The sequence below is a fragment of the Streptomyces sp. NPDC058401 genome (assembly GCF_042722885.1).
Taxonomy (GTDB): domain Bacteria; phylum Actinomycetota; class Actinomycetes; order Streptomycetales; family Streptomycetaceae; genus Streptomyces.
The window spans coordinates 1-19,696 of record NZ_JBHXKA010000043.1 but is presented as its reverse complement, the minus strand read 5'-3'; the positions used below and the strand labels follow the sequence as shown (position 1 = coordinate 19,696).

The 19,696-nt window shown below is 74.3% G+C and carries 13 protein-coding genes; 4 read left to right on the top strand and 9 right to left on the bottom strand.

Features of this window, described 5'->3' with window-relative positions; all coding sequences use genetic code 11:
- Positions 1-20: 20 nt before the first annotated feature.
- The 4 genes from ACFWNV_RS17995 to ACFWNV_RS17980 all read right to left on the bottom strand — a co-directional run bounded on the left by ACFWNV_RS17995 (position 21) and on the right by ACFWNV_RS17980 (position 6,668).
- Positions 21-1,100, bottom strand: coding sequence for a zinc-binding dehydrogenase (locus ACFWNV_RS17995; RefSeq protein WP_383947480.1), 1,080 nt, complete (start codon positions 1,098-1,100; stop codon positions 21-23).
- Between the two features lie 88 nt (positions 1,101-1,188).
- Entirely contained in the window at positions 1,189-2,601 is a 1,413-nt protein-coding gene (locus ACFWNV_RS17990; protein WP_383947477.1) for an aldehyde dehydrogenase family protein, read from the bottom strand.
- Between the two features lie 133 nt (positions 2,602-2,734).
- Entirely contained in the window at positions 2,735-4,306 is a 1,572-nt protein-coding gene (locus ACFWNV_RS17985) for a CitMHS family transporter (protein WP_383947475.1), read from the bottom strand.
- A gap of 73 nt (positions 4,307-4,379) precedes the next feature.
- Complete coding sequence (locus tag ACFWNV_RS17980; RefSeq protein ID WP_383947472.1) at positions 4,380-6,668, bottom strand: molybdopterin oxidoreductase family protein; 2,289 nt, start codon at positions 6,666-6,668, stop codon at positions 4,380-4,382.
- Between the two features lie 427 nt (positions 6,669-7,095).
- Between ACFWNV_RS17980 and ACFWNV_RS17975 the strand changes: the two genes are divergently transcribed.
- Positions 7,096-8,529, top strand: a complete 1,434-nt coding sequence (locus ACFWNV_RS17975) for an AMP-binding protein (protein ID WP_383947470.1) — start codon at positions 7,096-7,098, stop codon at positions 8,527-8,529.
- Positions 8,530-8,601: 72 nt separating this feature from the next.
- On the opposite strand, the gene ACFWNV_RS17970 is transcribed toward ACFWNV_RS17975, so the two are convergent.
- The 4 genes from ACFWNV_RS17970 to ACFWNV_RS17955 all read right to left on the bottom strand — a co-directional run bounded on the left by ACFWNV_RS17970 (position 8,602) and on the right by ACFWNV_RS17955 (position 14,404).
- Positions 8,602-9,222 (bottom strand): TetR family transcriptional regulator, encoded by a 621-nt coding sequence (locus ACFWNV_RS17970; RefSeq protein ID WP_383947602.1) that lies wholly within the window; start codon positions 9,220-9,222, stop codon positions 8,602-8,604.
- A 49-nt stretch (positions 9,223-9,271) separates the two neighbouring features.
- Positions 9,272-11,002, bottom strand: a complete 1,731-nt coding sequence (locus tag ACFWNV_RS17965; protein ID WP_383947468.1) for a hypothetical protein — start codon at positions 11,000-11,002, stop codon at positions 9,272-9,274.
- Between the two features lie 349 nt (positions 11,003-11,351).
- A complete protein-coding gene (locus ACFWNV_RS17960; RefSeq protein WP_383947600.1) occupies positions 11,352-12,152 on the bottom strand; it encodes a cupredoxin domain-containing protein in 801 nt (266 codons plus the stop codon).
- 116 nt (positions 12,153-12,268) lie between these two features.
- Positions 12,269-14,404: a right-handed parallel beta-helix repeat-containing protein gene (locus ACFWNV_RS17955; RefSeq protein WP_383947465.1), complete on the bottom strand. Its 2,136-nt coding sequence runs from the start codon at positions 14,402-14,404 to the stop codon at positions 12,269-12,271.
- A 1,202-nt stretch (positions 14,405-15,606) separates the two neighbouring features.
- Here ACFWNV_RS17955 and hmgA point away from each other — a divergent pair.
- Positions 15,607-16,929, top strand: a complete 1,323-nt coding sequence (gene hmgA / locus ACFWNV_RS17950; protein WP_383947462.1) for a homogentisate 1,2-dioxygenase — start codon at positions 15,607-15,609, stop codon at positions 16,927-16,929.
- Positions 16,930-17,008: 79 nt separating this feature from the next.
- Positions 17,009-17,758, top strand: a complete 750-nt coding sequence (locus ACFWNV_RS17945; RefSeq protein ID WP_383947459.1) for a GntR family transcriptional regulator — start codon at positions 17,009-17,011, stop codon at positions 17,756-17,758.
- Between the two features lie 47 nt (positions 17,759-17,805).
- Here ACFWNV_RS17945 and ACFWNV_RS17940 read toward each other — a convergent pair whose 3' ends face one another.
- A complete protein-coding gene (locus ACFWNV_RS17940) occupies positions 17,806-17,967 on the bottom strand; it encodes a hypothetical protein (protein ID WP_383947457.1) in 162 nt (53 codons plus the stop codon).
- 153 nt (positions 17,968-18,120) lie between these two features.
- On the opposite strand from ACFWNV_RS17940, the gene ACFWNV_RS17935 reads away from it, so the two are divergent.
- Entirely contained in the window at positions 18,121-19,275 is a 1,155-nt protein-coding gene (locus ACFWNV_RS17935; RefSeq protein WP_383947598.1) for a type ISP restriction/modification enzyme, read from the top strand.
- The last annotated feature ends 421 nt before the right edge of the window (positions 19,276-19,696 follow it).

Sequence of the window (19,696 nt, the reverse complement as noted above, 5' to 3'; positions counted from 1 at the left end):
GCGTGGCGCCCAGCCGGGCGCTAGAAGATCACCAGCGAGCGGCCCCCCTTGCCCGCCAGCATCGCGTCGAACGCCGCCGGGATGCCGTCGAGGGTGATGCGGTCGGTGACGAGCGCCCCGAGGTCGAGGCGGCCCGCCCTGACGTGGGCGGCGATCACCGGAAGGTCGCGGGCGGGGTCGCTGTTGCCGTAGACGCAGCCGGTGAGGGTCCGGGCGAAGTGGAAGATCTCCAGGGCGTTGAAGGTGACCTGCTGCTCCTTGCCCCCGATGCCGACGACCGTCGTACGGCCGCCGCGCCGGGTGGACTCCCACGCGCCGCGGATGCTCGCGGCCCGGCCGGCGCACTCGACGGCCACGTCCGCGCCGTGGCCGCCGGTGAGGGCGCGGATGTCCTTGGCGGTGGTCTCGGAGGCGAGCAGGAACTCCGTGGCCCCGGCCGCCCGGGCCAGGTCCTCCTTGTCCGGGGAGACGTCCACGGCCACGATCGGGCCCGCCATCGCGATCCGGGCCGCCTGGAGGGCGGCCAGGCCCACGCCGCCGACTCCGAAGACGGCCACCGACTCGCCCGGGCGGACCTGGGCGCTGTGGTGGACGGCTCCGTAGCCGGTGAGGACCGCGCAGCCGAGCAGCGCGGCCTCGGCGAGCGGGATCCCGGCGGGGGCGGGCAGGACGCAGTTGGCCGCGACGACCGTCTCCTCGGCGAAGGCGGCCACGTTCAGCCCGGGGTGCAGCTCGGCGCCCAGGGCGTCGTGGGCGTACACCGCGCCGACGCCGCTGAGCGCCTTGGCGCAGAGCCAGACCTCGCCGATCGAGCAGTGGTGGCACTGCCCGCAGGACGGGGCCCAGTTGAGCACCACCCCGTCGCCGGGCGCCACGTGGGTGACGCCTTCCCCCACGGCGAGGACGGTGCCCGCGCCCTCGTGGCCGAGGACGGCGGGTACGGGGACCCGCATGGTGCCGTTGGTGAGGGAGAGGTCGGAGTGGCAGACCCCGGCGGCGACGAGCCGCACCCGGACCTGGCCGGGGCCGGGTTCGGGCAGCACGATGTCCCGTATCTCCAGGGGGGCTCCGACGGCGGGCAGGATGGCGGCGCGGACCATGATCGTCGTCTCCGTGGGTGCGGGGGCGTGGGGATGCAGGGCTGGGGAGCTGTGGGGCTGTTGGCTGTGGGGCTGTGGGGCTGTGGGGCTAGAACTGCAGGGACTTGGTCTGGAGGTACTCGGCGAGGCCGTGCGGGCCCAGCTCGCGTCCCACGCCCGACTTCTTGTACCCGCCGAAGGGCGCGAGCGGGTTGAAGCGGCCGCCGTTGATGTCCACCTGGCCGGTGTCCATCAGGCGGGCGAAGGCCACGGCCGTAGCCTCGTCCGCCGCCCAGACCGCCCCGCCCAGCCCGTAGTCGGTGCCGTTCGCGATGGCCAGGGCCTCGTCCTGGTCCGCGTAGGGCAGGATCGACAGCACGGGGCCGAAGATCTCCTCCTGCGCGATGGTCATGTCGGGCGTGACGTCGGCGAACACGGTCGGGGCGATGAAGTACCCCTGCTCGTGCGGGGCCTCGGGCCCGCCCGCGACGAGGCGCGCACCCTCCTCCACGCCCTGGGTGATGAAGCCGCGGACGCGGTCGCGCTGCTTGGCGCTGACGACCGGGCCGAGGCGGGTGGCCGGGTCGAGGGGGTCGCCGGAGGCGTACTTGGCCGCGGCGGCGGCCGCGAGGGAGACCGCCTCCTCGTACTCGTCCCGGTGGACGAGCATGCGGGTGAGCGCGTTGCAGCTCTGGCCGGCGTTGTTCATGACGTGGCCCACGCCCGCGGCGACGGCCTTGGCGAGGTCGGCGCCGGGCAGGATGACATTGGCCGATTTGCCGCCCAGTTCCAGGGCGACCCGCTTGACGGCGGCGCCGGCGGTGGCGCCGATCTGCTTGCCGACGGCGGTGGAACCGGTGAAGGAGACGAGGTCGACTCCCTCGTGCGCGGCCAGGGCCTGGCCGGTGACCGGGCCGGTGCCGGTCACCAGGTTGAAGACCCCGGCGGGGATCCCCGCCTCGTGCACGGCCTCGGCGAAGAGCTGTGCGGTCAGCGGGGTGTCCTCGGCGGGCTTGAGGACGATGGTGCAGCCTGCGGCGAGAGCGGGTGCCACCTTGGCAACGATCTGGTGCAGCGGGTAGTTCCAGGGAGTGATCGCCCCGACGACGCCGACCGGCTCCAGCAGCACGGTCGAGTTCCCGATCCGCTCCTCGAAGGCGTACGAGGCCCCGAGCTCGGCGTAGGAGGAGGCCACGGCGATCGGCGCCCCGACGTGGACCATCTCCGAGAACCCGAGCGGAGAGCCCAGCTCGGCGGTGATGGTCTCGGCTATCTCCCCCTTGCGGGCGACGAGTACGTCGCGCAGGGCCCCGATGAGGGCCGCCCGCTCGGCCGGAGCCGTGGCCGCCCAGGCCGGGAAGGCCGCGCGGGCCGCTCGTACGGCCGCGTCCACGTCCTCGGGCGTTCCGGCCGGGACCGAGGCGATGGGCCGCTCGTCGGCCGGGTTGAGGACCTCGATGCGGTCCTGGCCGAGGGCGGCCCGCCACTCGCCGCCGATGTACATCCCGTCATGGGCCTTCATGGCAATCCTCCCGAGCACGCGCGGGCGCGTGGACCTGTCGACCTGTCGACCTGTGGACCTGCTGTGGACCTGGCGTCGCCAACACCCTACAAACTAGCGTCGGTAGTTTTGTGTGCGCCAGGGGCGGACGGGGTCAGATGATGCCGAAAAGCATCCCCGCCGCCAGGACCACCAGGGAGGTCAGGGCCGCCCATTTCACGGTGAACCGGGTGTGGTCGCCGAACTCGACCTTGGCCATGCCTACGAGGACGTAGACGGCCGGAACGAGCGGGCTCGACATGTGCAGGGCCTGCCCCACGAGGGAGGCGCGGGCGATTTCGAGCGGGGAGACGCCGTGGGCGGCGCCCGCCTCGGCGAGGACCGGCAGGACGCCGAAGTAGAAGCCGTCGTTGGACATGAAGTAGGTGAGGGGGAGGCTGAGCAGGCCGGTGACCAGGGCCATGTGCGGGCCCATGCCCTCGGGGATGGCGCCGACGAGCCAGTCGGCCATGTGCTTGACCATGCCGGTTCCGGTGAGCACCCCGGTGAAAACGGCGGCGGCGAAGACCATTCCGGCGACGTTCAGGACGTTCTCGGCGTGGGCGGCGATCCGGGCCTTCTGGTCCGGCATGTGGGGGAAGTTGACGGTGAGGGCGAGGGCCGCACCGAGGAGGAACAGCACCGGGATCGGGAGCAGCTCCATGATCATGGCGGTGAGCAGGGCGACGGTGAGGCCCGCGTTGAACCAGTAGAGGCGGGGCCGCAGGGTCGGCCGGTGCGGGTCGAGGCCCTGGAAGCCGTCCCCGGCGGGGGCGTCGCCCTCGGAGGGGGCCTGGGGGGCGGATCCCGTGGACCGGGCGGACGGGATGGACGGGGTGGACCGGGCGGACGGGATGGACGGGGTGGGCGGGGCGGACGGGGTGGGCGGGGTGGACGCCTCGGGACCGGCGGACGTCCCGGGGCCGGTGGACGTCTTGGACGGGGCGGAGCCCGCGGGGCCCGCGGAGCCCGTACGCGTGCTCCCGGGAGCGGCCGCGCCCGCGGCGGCGGCCACGGCCAGGAGTTCCCCGGCCGGCTCCGCCGACGGCTCGGTGCCGGCGGGGAGGGTGAGCAGACCGAGGCGGCGGCGTTCCTTGAGGCCGAGGACGTAGGCCAGCGCGAAGACGAAGAGCAGGCCCACCGCGAGCGCGGGGATCATCGGGACGAAGATGTCGGCGGCGTCGAGCTTGAGGGCGGTGGCGGCGCGGGCCGTGGGGCCGCCCCAGGGCAGGGTGTTCATGACCCCGTTGGCGGTGGCCGCGACTCCGGTCATGACCACCAGGCTCATCCCGAGGCGCTTGTAGAGCGGGTACATCGCCGAGACGGTGATCATGAAGGTGGTCGAGCCGTCACCGTCGAGCGAGACGATGGCCGCGAGGACGGCGGTGCCGACCACGACGCGCATCGGGTCGGCCTTGCAGAAGCGCAGGATGCCGCGGACGATCGGGTCGAAGAGGCCGACGTCGATCATCACGCCGAAGTAGACGATGGCGAACATCAGCATGGCGGCGGTCGGCGCGAGCTTGCCGACTCCGTCGATGACGTAGCCGCCGAGCTGCGCGCCCTGTCCGGCGAACACGCAGAAGAGCGCGGGGATGAGGACGAGCGCCGCGATGGGCGACATTTTCTTCAGCATGATCAGGACCAGGAAGGTCGCGATCATGGCGAAGCCGAGGAAGGTCAGCATGTGGGGAACCTAGGTGCCTCCTCCTGGGGCCAACAAGACGTCCGGGCGTGAGCAATACGAGCAAAACCCCAGCTCAGGGAATGGGTGTCAGTTCGACGGGGAAGCCGTTGAGCACGGCGGTGCCGGAGAGCGGGTCGAGCCGGCTGCCGTCGAGGAGCTGGTTGACGTTGACTCCGGGCGCCGCCGCGGCCACCGACAGGCGGGTGCCGGGGCGGTCGTGGCCCCAGCCGTGCGGAAGGCTCACCACTCCCCTGCGGAGGCTGTCGGTGATCTCGACGGGAACCTCCAGGCTGCCGCCGTCGGCGGTGATCCGGGCCGGGCGGCCGTCGGTGAGGCCGAGCCGGGCGGCGTCGTCCGGATGGACCTGCAGGGTGCAGCGGTTGGAACCCCCGGCGAGGGCCGGAACGTTGTGCAGCCAGCTGTTGTTCGACCGCAGGTGGCGGCGGCCCACGAGCACCAGGGCGGCGGGCCGGTCGGCGAGCGTCGCGCGCAGCCTGGGGAGTTCGGCCGCGATCGGGTCCGGGAGGAGCTCGATGCTGCCGCTGCGGGTCTTCAGCAGGCCGGGAAGCCGGGGCCGCAGCGGGCCCAGGTCGATTCCGTGCGGGTGCGCGCGCAGCCGCTCCAGCCCGAGGCCGGCGGAGGTGCCCGGGCCGGTAGGGGTGGCGGGGGTGCCCAGCTCGGTAGGGGTACCCGAGTCGGTGGCGGTTCCGGCGAACCGGTCTCCGTAGGGTCCGAGGCGGAGCATCAGGTCGAGGCGGCGCTCGGGGCCGCTGCCGCCCGCGAGCAGCCCGGCGAGGCGGGCCGGATCCTGCCCGCGCAGGGGGGAGTCCGGGTCGGCGCACTCCCGGGCGAGGGTGGTCCCGATGGCCAGCTCGTCCACGGCGACCGGGTCGGTTCCGTGCATGCCGGAGACGGCGAGGACGAGACGGGCCTGGATCTCGCACTCGTCCATGCGCCCGTCTTCGAGCGGGACGGCCGGCGGTGAATAGCGGACCTGGTTGCGGATGGCGAAGGTGTTGAAGGAGAAGTCGAAGTGGGCGCTCTGCGAGGGCGGTGCGGGAGGCAGGACGACGTGGGCGTGGCGCGAGGTCTCGTTGAGGTAGGGGTCGATGCTGACCATGAAGTCGAGCCCGGCCAGGGCCGCGTCGAGGCGCCGGCCGTCGGGGGCGGACAGCACCGGGTTCGCCGCGATGGAGACGAGGGCCCGGATCCGCCCCTCCCCCGGGGTGTCGATCTCCTCCGCCAGCGCGGACAGCGGGAGTTCGGCCTTGGCCTCGGGGTGGCCGCTGACCCGGCTGTGCCAGCGGCCCAGGCGGAAGCCCTTGCCGGGTCCGGCCGGCCGGGGTGCGCGGTCGGTCGCGGACAACGGGAACAGGGCTCCGCCCGGCCGGTCCAGATTGCCGGTCAGGATGTTCAGCACGTCGACGAGCCAGCTGGCGAGCGTGCCGTACTCCACGGTGCAGCTGCCGATCCGCCCGTAGACGGCGGCGGTCGGCGCGGCCGCGAGGTCCCGGGCGAGCGCGCGGATCTCCTCGGCCGTGAGGTCGCAGGCGGGGGCTACGGCCTCGGGAGTGAAACTACCGAGCGCTTCGCCGAGTTCCCCGATTCCCTGCACGTGTTCCGCGAGCACGCCCGGATCGGTCAGCTCCTCGGCGAGCAGGGTGTGCGCCAGGGCGGCGAGCAGCAGCGCGTCGCTGCCGGGGCGCGGGGCGAGGTGACGGTCGGCGAGTTTTGCGGTGCGGGTGCGGCGCGGGTCGACGACGACGAGGGTGCCGCCGCGTGCGCGCAGCGCCTTGAGGCGGCCGGGGAAGTCGGGTGCGGTGCACAGGGAGCCGTTGGACTCGACCGGGTTGGCCCCCAGGAGCAGGAGGAAGTCGGTGCGATCGAGGTCCGGGACGGGGATGGCGAAGGGGTCCCCGAAGAGCAGGCCGCTGGAGACGTGCTTCGGCATCTGGTCGAGGGTGCTGGCGGTGAAGAGGTTGCGGGTGCCGAGGGCCTTGAGGAGCAGGGGCGGGTAGAGCTGGCCGGCCATGGTGTGGACGTTCGGGTTGCCGAGGACGACACCGACGGACTGGGGCCCGTACGCCGCCACGAGGGCGGGGACCGCGTCGGCGATGGCCTGGAAGGCTTCCTCCCAGGTGGCCTCGCGGAGCCGGCCGTCGCGTCGCACGAGGGGGGTCCGCAGCCGGTCGGGGTCGGCGTCGAGGCCACCGAAGGCGGCGCCCTTGGGGCAGATGAAACCACGGCTGAACACATCGTCGCGGTCCCCCCGCGCCCCGGTGACGGTGGCGCCTTCGATGGTCAGCGTGAGCCCGCAAGTGGCTTCGCAGAGGGGGCAGATGCGCAGGGCGGTGCGGGGCATGGGCCCTCCAGGGGCAGCAGGCTGCGGCACGGGGAACGGGGCACGGGCGCCGGACCCGCGCGGGCGGCACGAGCATACCGACCGGTAGGCACGGTGGGGAGGGAGCGCGCGACACGGAATCCGGGGACGGAGGCAGCGGGGGGTGCGGCGGCGGGGGTGCGGCGGCGGGTTCCGCGCCTGCCGCGATTTCCGCTCGCCTTACCCCCGCCTTCCGCTCGCCTTCCCTCGCCTTACCCCCGCCTTCCCCTCGCCTCCCTACCCCACTGCCTCCCTGCCCCACCGCCTCCCGCATTCCCGGCGACCTCCCGGATATCCCGACCGTTCTCCCTGGTCAGCGGCGCCCATTGGGCCTTCTGCTGACGCAATTCGGCACCCTTGGTCGGGAAAGCGCATTGCCCCTGTGGGGAGGGGCGGATTGGATTGCCGAATGACATCCATGCTCGACGGCTGTACGCCCTGGCCCGAGGAATTCGTCGACTACTACTGGGCGTCCGGCCACTGGCGGGGCAACACGCTGGACAACCTGCTGCGCGGCTGGGCCCTGCAGTACGGGCCGCGGACCGCGCTCGTCCACGGCGACACCCGCATCACGTACGCGGCCCTGAACCGCCGGGTGGGCCGGATGGCCGCCGGGTTCCGGCTGCGCGGCCTGCGGCCCGGGCAGCGGGTCGTGGTCCAGCTGCCCGACGTTCCCGAGCTCGTCATCAGCGTGTTCGCCCTGATGCGCGCCGGCGTGGTCCCCGTGCTGTGCCCGATCTCGCACCGCGCACCCGAGGTCTCCCACGTCGTCCAGGTCTCCGAAGCCACCGGCTACATCGGCCCCCCGACGTACCGGGGCTTCGACCACACGGCGATGGCCGCCGACATCGCGGCCCGGGGGCCCTTCCTGCGCCGGGTGTTCACCTTCGAGGCGCCGGGCGCCTCGGACCCGTACGGCGGCTTCACGACCGACCCGTCGGGCTGCCACTACTTCCCGCTGCACTCCCTCGACTCGCCGCCCGAGGCGGCGCTCGCGCTGAGCGCCGGGCAGGTGGCGTTCCTCCTGTCCTCCGGAGGCTCCGGCGTCTCCGGAGGCTCCGGCGAGATGCCCGCGCTGGTTCCGCGGACCCACAACGACTACGCCTACCAGGCGCGGGCCGCGGCCGAGCTGGTATCGCTCACCCAGGACGACGTGTACCTCTCCGCGCTGCCCGCCGACCTCAACCTCGCCTTCGGCGGGCCCGGGATCATCGGCACGCTGACCGTCGGCGGCACCGTCGTCATGGTCGAGGACCAAGAACCGGCCGCATGCCTGGCGGCCGTCGAGCGCGAGCGGGTCACCGTCGCCGCGCTGGCACCGGCCGCGGCCCGGCTCTGGCTCGACACGCGTTCCGGGGTCGGAGGCGGGACCGGAGCCGGGGCCGACGTGAGCAGCCTGCGTCTCATACAGATCGGCGGCAGCGCCCCGCCCCTGGACCGCGCGACCGCCGAACGGGTGGCCGCCGAGTGGAACTGCGGCCTCCAGCAGGTCTTCGCCGCGGCCGAGGGACTGCTCTCCCTCACCCGGCCCGGCGATCCGGACGAGACCGCGCTCACGACGCAGGGCCGCCCGCTCTCCCCCGACGATCAGATCCGCATCGTCGACGCCGACGGCGAGGAACTCCCGGCCGGGGAACCGGGCGAACTCCTGGCCCGCGGCCCGTACACCGCCCGCGGCTACTACCGGGCGCCCGGCCTCAACGCACGCTCCTTCACCTCCGACGGCTACCTGCGCACCGGCGCCCTCGCGCGGCGCACGCCGGGCGGCGACCTGGTGGTGACCGGCCGAGTGGAAGGTGCCGCGCGGCTGCTCGACCGGGCGGAGGCCCCGTCCGGGCCGTGACGGGCGGGTTGTGACGGGAGGGCCGGTCAGCCCCGCCGTGACCGCCTCGCCCGCCTCGCCCGCCTCGCCCCGTCAGTCCAGGACGCGCGCGAGGTAGGCGTGCATCATCGCGCGGGTTTCGGCGACGATGCCGGGGTCGCCGGCCGGGTCGTTGCGGAAGGCCAGCTGGATCAGGGCGTCGGTGGCCTCGACCGCGACCAGGACGGCCCGTTCCAGGACGGCGTCCGGGGTGAGGGCGAGATGGGCGCCGAGGAGCTCGGTGAGGCGGACGGCCACCAGGTGGTTGGGGTCGGAGGCGGGCCCCTCGGACGGCGGCGCCGGCACCCCGAAGTCGACGAGGGCGAAGCCGGGCACGCTGCGCTTCATGACCAGGTACTCGTCCAGCACCGCGTCGACGACCGGGCGCCAGTCCGTGTCCGGGAGGTCGGCGAGACGCTGCTCGATGCCGTCGGCGTAGCTGTCGAGGTTGCGGTGGGCCAGGGCGATGGCCATGGCCCGCTTGTTGCCGAAGAACCGGTAGACCGAACCGATCGGCACGCCGGCCCGTAGGGCCACGGCCCGGGTGCTGAGGTTCTCGTACCCGGTTTCGTCAAGGAGCTCCGCACAGGCGTCGAGGATCCGGGCGAGGCGGTCGGCGCTGCGCTGCTGGATCGGCGTCCGGCGCAGGGGGTGGGCTGGGGGCACGGGGTCCATCATGCCGCTCCTGGGTTCACGGGTCGGCGGCGGTACCGGTTCGGCCCTCTCAGTTCAGCAGCAGGCTGAGGCCGCCCACCGTGTACGTGATCATCAGCGCGAGCAGCGGCAGTTGCCCGGCGACGGCCTTCGCCGGCGGGAAGAGGCGTACGGAGCGGTCGTGCGCGGCGATCACTCCGAGTACGTGGCCGGTGACGACGGCGATCACCTGGAGGGCCGCGAGACCGCCGGGACCCAAGGGGGACAAGGGTTCCGGGGCGTTGTCAGTGCCCACTGCCATGATTACTGTGCGTGGCCCTTCGGTGACCAGGAGGGAGAAGTAGTGGGCGACGAGATAGCCGAGGGCGATCGGTACGAGTGAGTGGGCGAAGGCGGTCAGCGGGCCGGGGTGCGGGCCGCAGACGAGGCGGGTGACCGCGGCGCAGAGGCAGTAGAGGGCGGCGACGAGGGCGATGGCGCCGACGAGTCCGAGGGTGGCCGCCGCCGTGCGGCCGAGGGGGGAGGTCTGGATCGCGTTGATCCACGCGGGGTTGTCGGAGAAGCCGTCGTAGGCGGTGGATCCGAGCAGGACGCAGACGGTGGCGACGAGTCCGGGCCGCTCGGGTGTCGCGTCGAGTCCGTGGAAGGGGTTGCGGAGGACGAGGCGGCCGTCGCTGCGACGGCCGAGGGGGGAGAGCCGGGCCAACAGGTCGGAGTACGCCTCGAAGGCGTCTCCGTCGGCGAACCAGCGCTCGCCGTAGCGGGCGGCGAGCAAGAGCTGAACGGCGGCGTAGCCGGTCAGGGCGATCAGGAGGGTGGTGGTGGAGGCGGGATCGGGCGAGACGAGTTCGAGCCAGGTGAAGGCGAAGAGCCCGGCGGCGGCCGGCCATTGCCCGAGCCGGGCGGGGAGCGGACGGGGCGGCCGGGGCGCCGGGCGTGGGGACGGCGGGCGCGGAGGCTCGGGGCTGCGGGGCTCCGGGCTGGAGGGCTCCGGGCTCGGGGGCCTTGGGCTCAGGGGCCCCAGGCTCGGGGACTCCGGGCTCAGGGGCTCCAGGCTCAGGGGCTCCAGGCTCAGGGGCTCCGGGCTCGGGGGCTCCGGGCTCAGGGGCTCCGGGCTCAGGGGCTCCAGGCTCAGGGGCTCCAGACTCGGGGGCTCCAGACTCGGGGGCTCCGTGCTCGGGGGCTCCAGGACCACGGCGGGGTGCGGTGATGTGGGGCGGGGGCTCCGGGAGGAGCTCACGGCGGACGCGGCGGCGCCGACGGCAACTGCGGCCGGAGCGCGGGCCGTACGGATCCTGCCCGACAGCCGGGCGAGCAGCCGGTGCAGGGCACGGAGCGGGTTGAGGAGGCGCCAGACGGGGCCGAAGAGGAGGGAGACGGGGACGAGTCCGACCCAGAGCAGGACGTAGACGGCGCCGGGAGCGGGGTTGCGGGCGGGGTCGTCGGGGCCGAACAGGAGGTACAGGAGGACGGCGAGCCCGGCCATCAGGCCGAGCCCGCGCAGGGCGGTGCGGGTGGCCGGCGCGTCGGCCACCCGCTGGAGCCCGGCGGGCAGGGCCAGACCGGAGCGGTCGCCGCGGAAGCGGGAGGCGGACCAGAGGAGACCCAGCGCGAGGAAGGAGACGAAGAGCGCGGTGAAGGCACCGGCGAAGGCGTAGAAGGGGGAGATCGGCAGATCGTGCTGCGAGCCGATGCCGTGCGCGAGCACGGTGAGCGGATCGGCCGGGTAAAGGACCACGCCCCGGCCGGACCCGCCACCGGGCACCCCGTACGGCACGGCCACCGGCCCGTACCCGGTCACCACCGGACCGCCGCGACGGGGATCGGGAGCCGGCAGGGGTCCAGCGCCGGGGCCGGGGGCTGAGTCGGAGCCGGGGGCTGGGTCGGAGCCGGGGGTTGGTGATGGGCCGGGGCCGGGGTCCCGGTCGAGGCCAGGGGCCCTGTCCGGGTCGGGGGCGGGGAACCGGTCTGGGCCGGGGCCGCGGACCCCGGCCCGGTCGAGGCCAGGGACCCGGTCCGGGGCGAGGCCAAGGACCCGGTCCCGGTCGAGGCCAGCGAACCGGTCCCGGTCCGGGCCGCGGACCCCGTCCCGGTCGAGGCCGGGGACCCGGTGCGGGGACGGGGCTGCGCTGTGGGGCGGGGTGGTGGGGTCATCGGACGAGGAGTTGGGTCAGGACGAGGTCGGACTCGTGGGTTTCGACCTCGTAGAGGCCCGTGCGATCGGCCGTCAGGATCAGGGTGGCCTCCTGGCCTGCCGGCAGGGCGAGTTCCTTGTCGAAGCCGTGGACGTGCAGGGTGTCCGCCCGGTCGCTGGTGACCCGTAGGGCCACGCGTTCGCCGCGCGTCACCTCCACCCGGCCGGGGGCGGGGCTGACCTTGCCGTCCCGCACGGTGATGGTCACCGTGCGGTCGGCCTGCGCCGCCTCCGGGGTCGCGGCCGGGGAGTGGGGGTGGGTGGACTGGCCTGATCCCGGGTCGAGTTGAAGGTTCGCTTCGACCGGCTTGCCCGCGACCGCCCAGGCCGTGTGGTCGTCCGCGTAGAGGCGGACGGTCAGGGTGTGCGGGCCGCCCGCCGGAACCTGTGCGGCGGGCAGGTGGAACCAAGGGCCGTACAGCCGGGCCAGCTTGCGGCCGTCCAGCTCCAGGTGCGCGTGACCGGCACCCGGGAGCGCGGCGCCGCCGGTGCTGTCGGGGGTGAAGTGGAAGTTCGTCACCGTCAGCTGGAGGTTCCAGCCGTCCTCGGAGTCCGGCCGGGCGGCGAGCCGGACCTCCGGCGCGCCCTCGGCCGGGACCTCGCGGAGCCGGTGGCCCGCTCCGTCGTCGGCGGTGAGCAGGGTGCCGACCTTCCCGGAGGCCTGCTCGTGGGTGGTGCCCGGCTTGTGGTGGGTGGTGGCCCGGCCGCCGCAGCCCGTCGCCGCGCCGCCGGCCAGGAGCAGGGCCAGGACGATCAGCGCCGTCGTACGGCCCGCCCGCCGGCGGGACCGGCGGGGCGGCGTACCGCAGACGTCGCACCAGATCCGCCGTTCGGGGCGGTCGTCAGGGTGGCCCGAGTGGCCCGGGTGGCTCGTCACAGCCGGCCTCCCCCGGTGCCGAGGCCGGCTTCGGCGCTGCGGGTCGGGGCCGGGCCCGCGGGGACGGAGACCCGGTCGCCCGCCGGGTCTCCGCCCGGGCCTGCCGGGCGGGCCGGGGTGCCGCCCGGGCGGGCGGCGGCGATGACGACCCACAGGATCCAGACAACCGCGACGAGGGACCGTATCCAGGCGGGGCTGAGCGGGATCCAGGGGATCATCAGGACGGCCTTGTCGAAGGCGTCGAGGAGGGTGAGCGCACCGAGCAGCAGGGTCAGGCGGGCCAGCCAGGGGCGGCTGGGGCGCAGGGCGAGGCCGGTGCCGGTCCACCACAGGCCGAGGCAGAGCAGGGCCAGCGCCGGGACGAAGGTGCCGATCAGGCCCATCGTGGAGCCGGCCACGTCCAGGGCCAGGCCGGCGAGGCCGAGCAGGGCCGCCACCCCGGCAAGGCGTGAGCCGCGCAGGCGGCGCCACCACAGGAGGCCGCCGACCAGGAGGAGGACCGCCGCGACGGCGAGGGCGAGCTGGGTCTCCACCCGCTGGAGGCCCCGGGAGCCGTACCAGTCGCAGCCGGCCGGGAGTTTGCGCGCCTGGACGCTGTAGTCGGCGCAGACGAGGAGTTGGGCCAGCTTCACCGGTTCGCCGGCCAGCCGGGCCGAGCCGCCGGAGACCGCGCCGCGGCGCTCACCGCACTGCGGGAGCGTGCCCGGGGTGGAGCCGTCGGGGCCCTGCTGCCAGCAGTTGCCCCGGCCCTGGCCGTCCCACCACACGTCCATGCCGTTGGGGCGGGAGGCGCCGGACTTGTCCTTGCCCAGGATGTTCCCGGCGTAGCGGTTGTGGTGGGAGGTGTCGGCCTGCTTGGACAGTTCCTCCTCGCCGCGGATGAAGGCGGGCACGGCGGAGAGGAAGAAGCCCGCGCGCTGGTGCCCGTACACCCAGTTGTTCTCGTAGAGGTTCCAGTTGCCGCCTGCGGTGATGATGCCGGTGCCGGGGGGCATGGAGATCTGCGGGCAGACCACGCCCTGTTCGTAGCCGCGCTCGACCGGCGGCTTCGCGCAGGTGCCGTCCGCGACGTAGTGGTAGTAGTCGGCGTTGTTGTCGTGGATCAGGTTGCGTTCGAAGCGGGCGTGGTTCTGCGGGAGTCCGGGGTGTCCGGGGAAGGCGCTGTCCATCGAGGCGCCGCCCATGTTCTGGTCGAACTCGTTGTCGTGCACGTACACCGAGTCGCCCGCGGTACCGGAGTAGCCGACCATGTTGTGGTGGCTGCGGCAGCCGGTGATCTCGATGGAGTAGCGGGGGACGTCGTAGCCGCGGCCGTCGTTGATGTTCGAGGCGCTGCCGGGGTAGATGCCGGAGTCGCCGTTGCCGTAAGACTCGCAGTTCTTGTACAGCCCGTGGTCGCTGGCGAAGGTCAGGAAGCCGTACTCGTCGTTCCAGCGGGTCAGCACGTCGTCGATGACGAAGCCGTCGCCCGCTAGGACGTACAGCGAGTTGAAAGTGGTGCGCTGGGCGGTGAAGTTGCGGAAGTAGATGCCGTTGGACTTGTCCGCGCGGATCGCGTTCAGCTTCTGGTACTTGGCATCGATGACCACGTCCTGGCGGGAGGCCCCGGTGCCTTCGATCTGGAGGTCGGTCTTGCCGAGGATGGCCACGAGGTTCTGGTTGTGGCGGCAGGCCAGCTGCTGCTCGTAGGTCAGGATCTGGTAGCCGAGCGAGGAGTTGGGCGCCTTCAGCGAGGCGCACTCCCCCGTGGGCTTGGGGAGCGAGGGCTCCTCCTCGTAGAGGCCGGGGAGGATCGCGATGTTCACGCCCGGGCGGTCCACGGCGTCGACCGCCGCCTGGAGGTCGCGGAAGCCGTTCTTCTCGCAGCGTGCGTAGAGGTCGAGGTTGCGCTGCTTGAGGGCGTCGGGGAAGGCGGATATCCGGCGTTCGAAGGCGGGCCGGTCGGTCTTGCAGACGATCAGGTCGGGCTCGCCCGCGCGGTAGGCGGGGACGGAGCCGGTGCCGTCGGGGAGCTCGACGGGGCGCTCCTCGTGCGCGCTCGCGACGGGCGCGGCGACGAGGAGGGACAGGAGCACTAGGAGGGCGGCGAGGAGCGCCGCCGGCACGGCAGGAAACCTGCGGGTCCACGACATGCGCGTGAGAGTAGAGCAATGTTCACCTTTTGGGATCCCCTCCCGCAGGAAAAGACCCACTACCGGGCCGAGTCGTGACCCGAGCCGCGGCCTGAGCCGCGATCCGACTCCTGCCCCGCCCTCACAGCCGACCCACCCCGCCCAGGGGGCCGACCGAGCCCTGCCCACGGACCGCCCCCGGCCCCGACTCGCTCCGCTCCGGCCCACCCATGCGGCAGGCCCGCCTCCGGCCCGGCCCGGCCCACGAGGCAGGCCCTGCTCCAGCCCGCCCGGCCCGCCGCACGGACCCCGCCCTGCTCAGGGGGCCGACCGAGCCCTGCCGACGCGCCGACCCTGCTCCGACCCCAGCCCACCCCCAAGGCCGACCCCGACCCCGACCCGCCCCGCCCGACTAGCGCCGCTACGGCCCACCCACGCGGTGGGTCCACCTCCGGCCCGGCCCCGCTCACGCGGTAGGCCCTGCTCCAGCCCGCCCGGCCTGCCGCACGGCCCGCCCCCAGCCCCGACTCACCCCGCTACGACCCACCCACGCGGCAGGCCCGCCGCCGGCCCAGCCCCGCCCACGCGGGTGGCCCCGCCCCAGCCCGCCCTGCCCGCCGCACGGACCGCCCCCGGCCCCGACTCGCCCCGTTCCGGCCCACCCATGCCGCAGGCCCGCCTCCGGCCCGGCCCACGAGGCAGGCCCTGCTCCAGCCCGCCCGGCCCGCCGAACGGACCCCGCCCTGCCCAGGGGGCCGACCGAGCCCCATCCAGGGGCGAACCCTGCTCCAACCCCACCCGGCCCCACCCCCAAGGGCGCCCGGCCCCGACTCGCCCCGCCCCCACTCGCCCCGTTCCAGCCCACCCACACGGTGGACCCACCTCCGGCCCCGCCCCGCCCACGCGGTCGGCCGCTTCGGCCCGCCCACACGGTTGGCCCTGCTCCAACCCGCCCCGCCCTCGCAGCCGACCCCACCCGGCCCGGCCCCACCCACCCGGCCTGACCCCACGTGGTTGACCCCGCCCCGGCCCACTCCGGGCCCGCGGCCGGTCCCGGTCCGGCCCGCCCCGGGCCCCCGCGACCCCCGCCCTCCCGGCCCACGCCGCCCCACGGCCGCCCGCGCCCCCGCTCTCGGCCGACTGACCGGAATCTCCCGTTGACGCGCAGGCCCAGGAATCCTACTGTCAGGCATAGGATTCCTTCGGCAGACCGGGAGCGTGCAATGAGCGGCGGCAGCGAGCAGGCCAGGAAGACGGCGGAGGGGTTGGAGTACCTCACCGGCTTCGGCAACGAGCACAGCTCGGAGGCCGTGCCCGGAGCCCTGCCGATCGGGCGGAATTCGCCCCAGCGCTCCCCCCTCGGCCTGTACGCGGAGCAGCTCAGCGGCAGCGCGTTCACCGAGCCGCGTTCGCACAACCGCCGCTCCTGGCTCTACCGGATCCGCCCCTCGGCCGCGCACCCGCCCTTCACCCGGACCGGCAGCGGCGCCCTGCGCAGCGCGCCCTTCACGGAGGCCCCGGCCGACCCGAACCGGCTCCGCTGGAACCCGCTGCCCGACCCGGCCCCCGGTACGGACTTCCTGGCGGGCCTGTGGACCCTCGGCGGCAACGGCGACGCCACCCAGCGTTCCGGGATGGCCATCCACCTCTACTCCGCCAACGCCTCCATGACCGACCGGGTCTTCAGCGACTCCGACGGCGAGCTGCTGATCGTCCCCGAGCGCGGCGGCCTGCTCCTGCGCACCGAGTTCGGCCTGCTGAGCGCCCGGCCGGGCGAGATGGCGCTGATCCCGCGCGGGGTCCGCTTCCGCGTGGAGCTCCAGGAGGAGTCGGCCCGCGGGTACGTCTGCGAGAACTACGGCCGCCCCTTCGAGCTGCCCGACCTGGGCCCCATCGGGGCCAACGGGCTCGCCGCCGCCCGCGATTTCCGGGCGCCGGTGGCCTCGTACGAGGACCACGAGCGTCCGACCGAGGTGGTGAACAAGTTCTGCGGCAACCTCTGGACCGCCACCTACGACCACTCCCCGCTCGACGTGGTCGCCTGGCACGGCACGCACGTCCCGTACGTCTACGACCTGCGCAGCTTCAACGTCCTGGGCTCCATCAGCTACGACCACCCCGACCCGTCGATCTTCACGGTGCTGACCTCGCCCTCCGACACGGCGGGCCTGGCGGGCGTGGACTTCGTGGTCTTCGCGCCGCGCTGGCTGGTCGGCGAGGACACCTTCCGCCCGCCGTACTTCCACCGGAACGTGATGAGCGAGTACATGGGGCTCATCGACGGCGCCTACGACGCCAAGGCGGAAGGCTTCGTGCCCGGCGGCGGCTCGCTGCACAACATGATGTCCGCGCACGGCCCCGACCGGGAGACCTTCGACCGGGCGAGCGCCGCCGAGCTGAAGCCGCAGAAGATCGACGACGGCCTGGCCTTCATGTTCGAGACCCGCTGGCCGATCACCGCCACCGCCCAGGCGGCCGGCGCGGACCACCTCCAGGGCGGGTACGACGACGTCTGGCAGGGGCTCGAGCGCCACTTCCGCGCCTAACATCACGAGCACGAGCACGAACACGAGCATGCCGCGCGGCGCCGCCGCCGCGCCCGCCCCGTCCTACGGAGAACCACCCGTGACCGCCTTCGCCCCCGACTCGCTGGTACTCAATCGGAAGCTGCCGCTCTGGTACCAGGTCTCCCAGTCGCTGCGCGCCTCCATACTCGGACGCACCGCGGACGCCTCGCTGCGCCTGCCCACCGAGGAGCAGCTCGCCGAGCACTACGGGGTGAGCGTGCTGACCATGCGGCAGGCGCTCAAGGAGCTGGAGACCGAGGGCCTCATCAGCCGCCACCGGCGGCGCGGGACCTTCATCGAGCCGGGGGCGGTGCGCGGGGCGCCGGTCCGGCTGCTCGGCTCGGTCGACGCGATCGTGGCGCAGCAGTCGGGCGACCGTACGACGATCCTCGGGCACGAGCGGACGGCCGTGTCCGGGGAGCTGCTGGAGCACTTCCCGGACACCGCGGAGGTGGTCACGTACCGCAGGCTGCGGCACGACAGCGAGAGCGGCGAGCCGACCAACTGGGCGGAGAACGCGGTGCGTCCGGAGCTCGCCGACTCCATCGACCTGGCGGATCTGGTGCGTTGGCCGATGACGAAGGTGCTGCGGGACATCGTGAAGGTGGACATCAGCCGGATCACCGACACCGTGGAGGCCCGGCTCGCCGACCCGCTCACGGCCGAGCTGCTCCAAGTGCCCCTGCTGAGCCCGATCCTGCACTACACGGGCGTCACGTACGACGCCTCGGGGCGGGTGGTCGACGTGGCGCGGATCCGGTACCGCGGGGACCGGTTCTCCTTCACCGTGACCGTCGACGCGCACTGACCTCGACCTTCACGACGTCGACGCGCACTGACGCCCAGGCCGGGCGGCTACTTCCCGTCCTCCTCCGTACCGCGCTCGCCCTCCGCCTGGGACGGCGTGGTCCGCTGCGTCTGGGCGTGGCGGAGCCCCCGCTGCTTCTCGTCGAGGTCCTCGTCGAGCCGCTCCCCCTCGGCCTGCGACGGGGTCGAGTACTCGTCGTACTGGCTCATGTCCGCCTCCCGGGGCGTCGAGTTACCGGGCAGATCCCTACATAAGGAGCCTAACGCTCCGGCCTGGACGCGGCCCGGTCACCCGTTGGCGTCGCTACCATCGGCCGGGTGAGCGCTGACGCATCCCCGCGGGACCCGCTGCTGGACGATCTGATGCCCTGGGCCGTGGGCTCCCTGCGCCTGGGCCGGGCCTGGGTCGCGGCCCCCGATCCGGCGACCCTGCGCGCCCGGTGGGCCGCCCTGGCCGCCGCCGAGGGGCCGGAGCGGGAGCGGCTGTTCCGCCCGACCCGGGCGCGGACCCCGGGCGCCGGGGCGGCGGCGCTGCCGGGCCAGCGCGCCGGGTCCACGGCCCGCTTCACGGACACTCCCGGGCCGCGCCCCGACCCCGTACGGATCCTGCGCGAGCCCTTCGACGAGCAGTGGCTGCTGCCCGACCAGCGGCTCATCGACCGGGCCCGCCCGGAGCTGTGGCGGGTGCTGGACGAGCACCAGCTGTTCGCCGTGGAATCCGCGCAGCCGGCGGAGCTGCTGGTCACCGCGCACCTCCCGGCCGGCCGGCTCGGCCGGATCCGCCCGCTGCACCGCCGCCCGGGCGGCGCCGAGCCCAATCTCGCCCCCGGGCTGACGCACCTGCTCGGCGAGCGGTACGGCACCTGGGTCACCCCTGAGGACGTGCTCTGCTGGATCCTCGCCGCGGGCCGCCCCGGCCCCCGGGGGTACGAGGTCCCCCTCACCGCCGACGCCACGCGCTGGCGGGCCGGGCTGGAGCTGGGCCACCGGCTGCTCTCCGTCCGGCTGCGCGGGGCCCGCGGCGGCGAGGCGCCCCGGCTGCCCGGCGGGCGCCGGCCGTACGTCCGCTCGGCGCTGCCCGCCTGGCCGCGCGAGCTCTCGTACGACCCCGGGAGCGAGACCCTGACCGTCGGGGGCGGCGGCGGGGACACCGCCGTCGGCACCGTGTCGCCCGTACCGGCCGGGGCCTGGGAGTACGAGGCCCAGGGCGTCCGCGTCCTGGAGTCCTGGTTCGCCGCCCGGCTCGCCCATCGGGACCCGGAGGCCGAGGGGCTCGACGCGGTGGGTCCGGCGCAGTGGCCGCAGGGCTGGACCTCCGAGCTCCTGGCCCTGGTGACGACCCTGGCACTGCTCGCCGAACTGGAGCCGGAGCGGGGGGCGTTCGAGGTGGGGCCGGTGCTTTCCGCCGCCGAGCTGCGGGTGGCCGGGGTGTTGCCGGTGCCGGGCTGGGCGCGGCGGCCGGCCTCCGTTCTGGACCATCAGGAGGAGGGGCCGGGCGGGCAGTTCGCGCTGCTCTGACCTCGCGGGGGCGGAGCCTGGCGCTCCGGGCGGCCTTCTGGGGCCCGGCCCTGCGGGACCGCCCCGGCGGGACCGTCGCAGCGGAGCCGTCGCAGCGGGCTGCGCTCGGGCGCGCCTGCGCAGGGCTGCGCGAGGCGGGGCGGGGGCCCTGCGGGGCGGAGTTCCCCTACCCGCCCTTCCACCGTTCCCCGGGCTCCGCCCGGACCCGCGCCTCAAACGCCGGCGAGGCTGGGAGTGACCCCGGGCCTCTGCCCGGACCCGCGCCTCAAACGCCGGCGGGGCTGGGAGTGCCCCCGGGCGCCGCCCGGACCCGGTCTCCAAACGCCGGACGGGCTGCAAGCGGGGTACCGGGCTGCGCCCGGACCCCCTGGGGCTCCGCCCCAGACCCCGCGCCTCAAACGCCGGCGAGGCTGGATTTGCG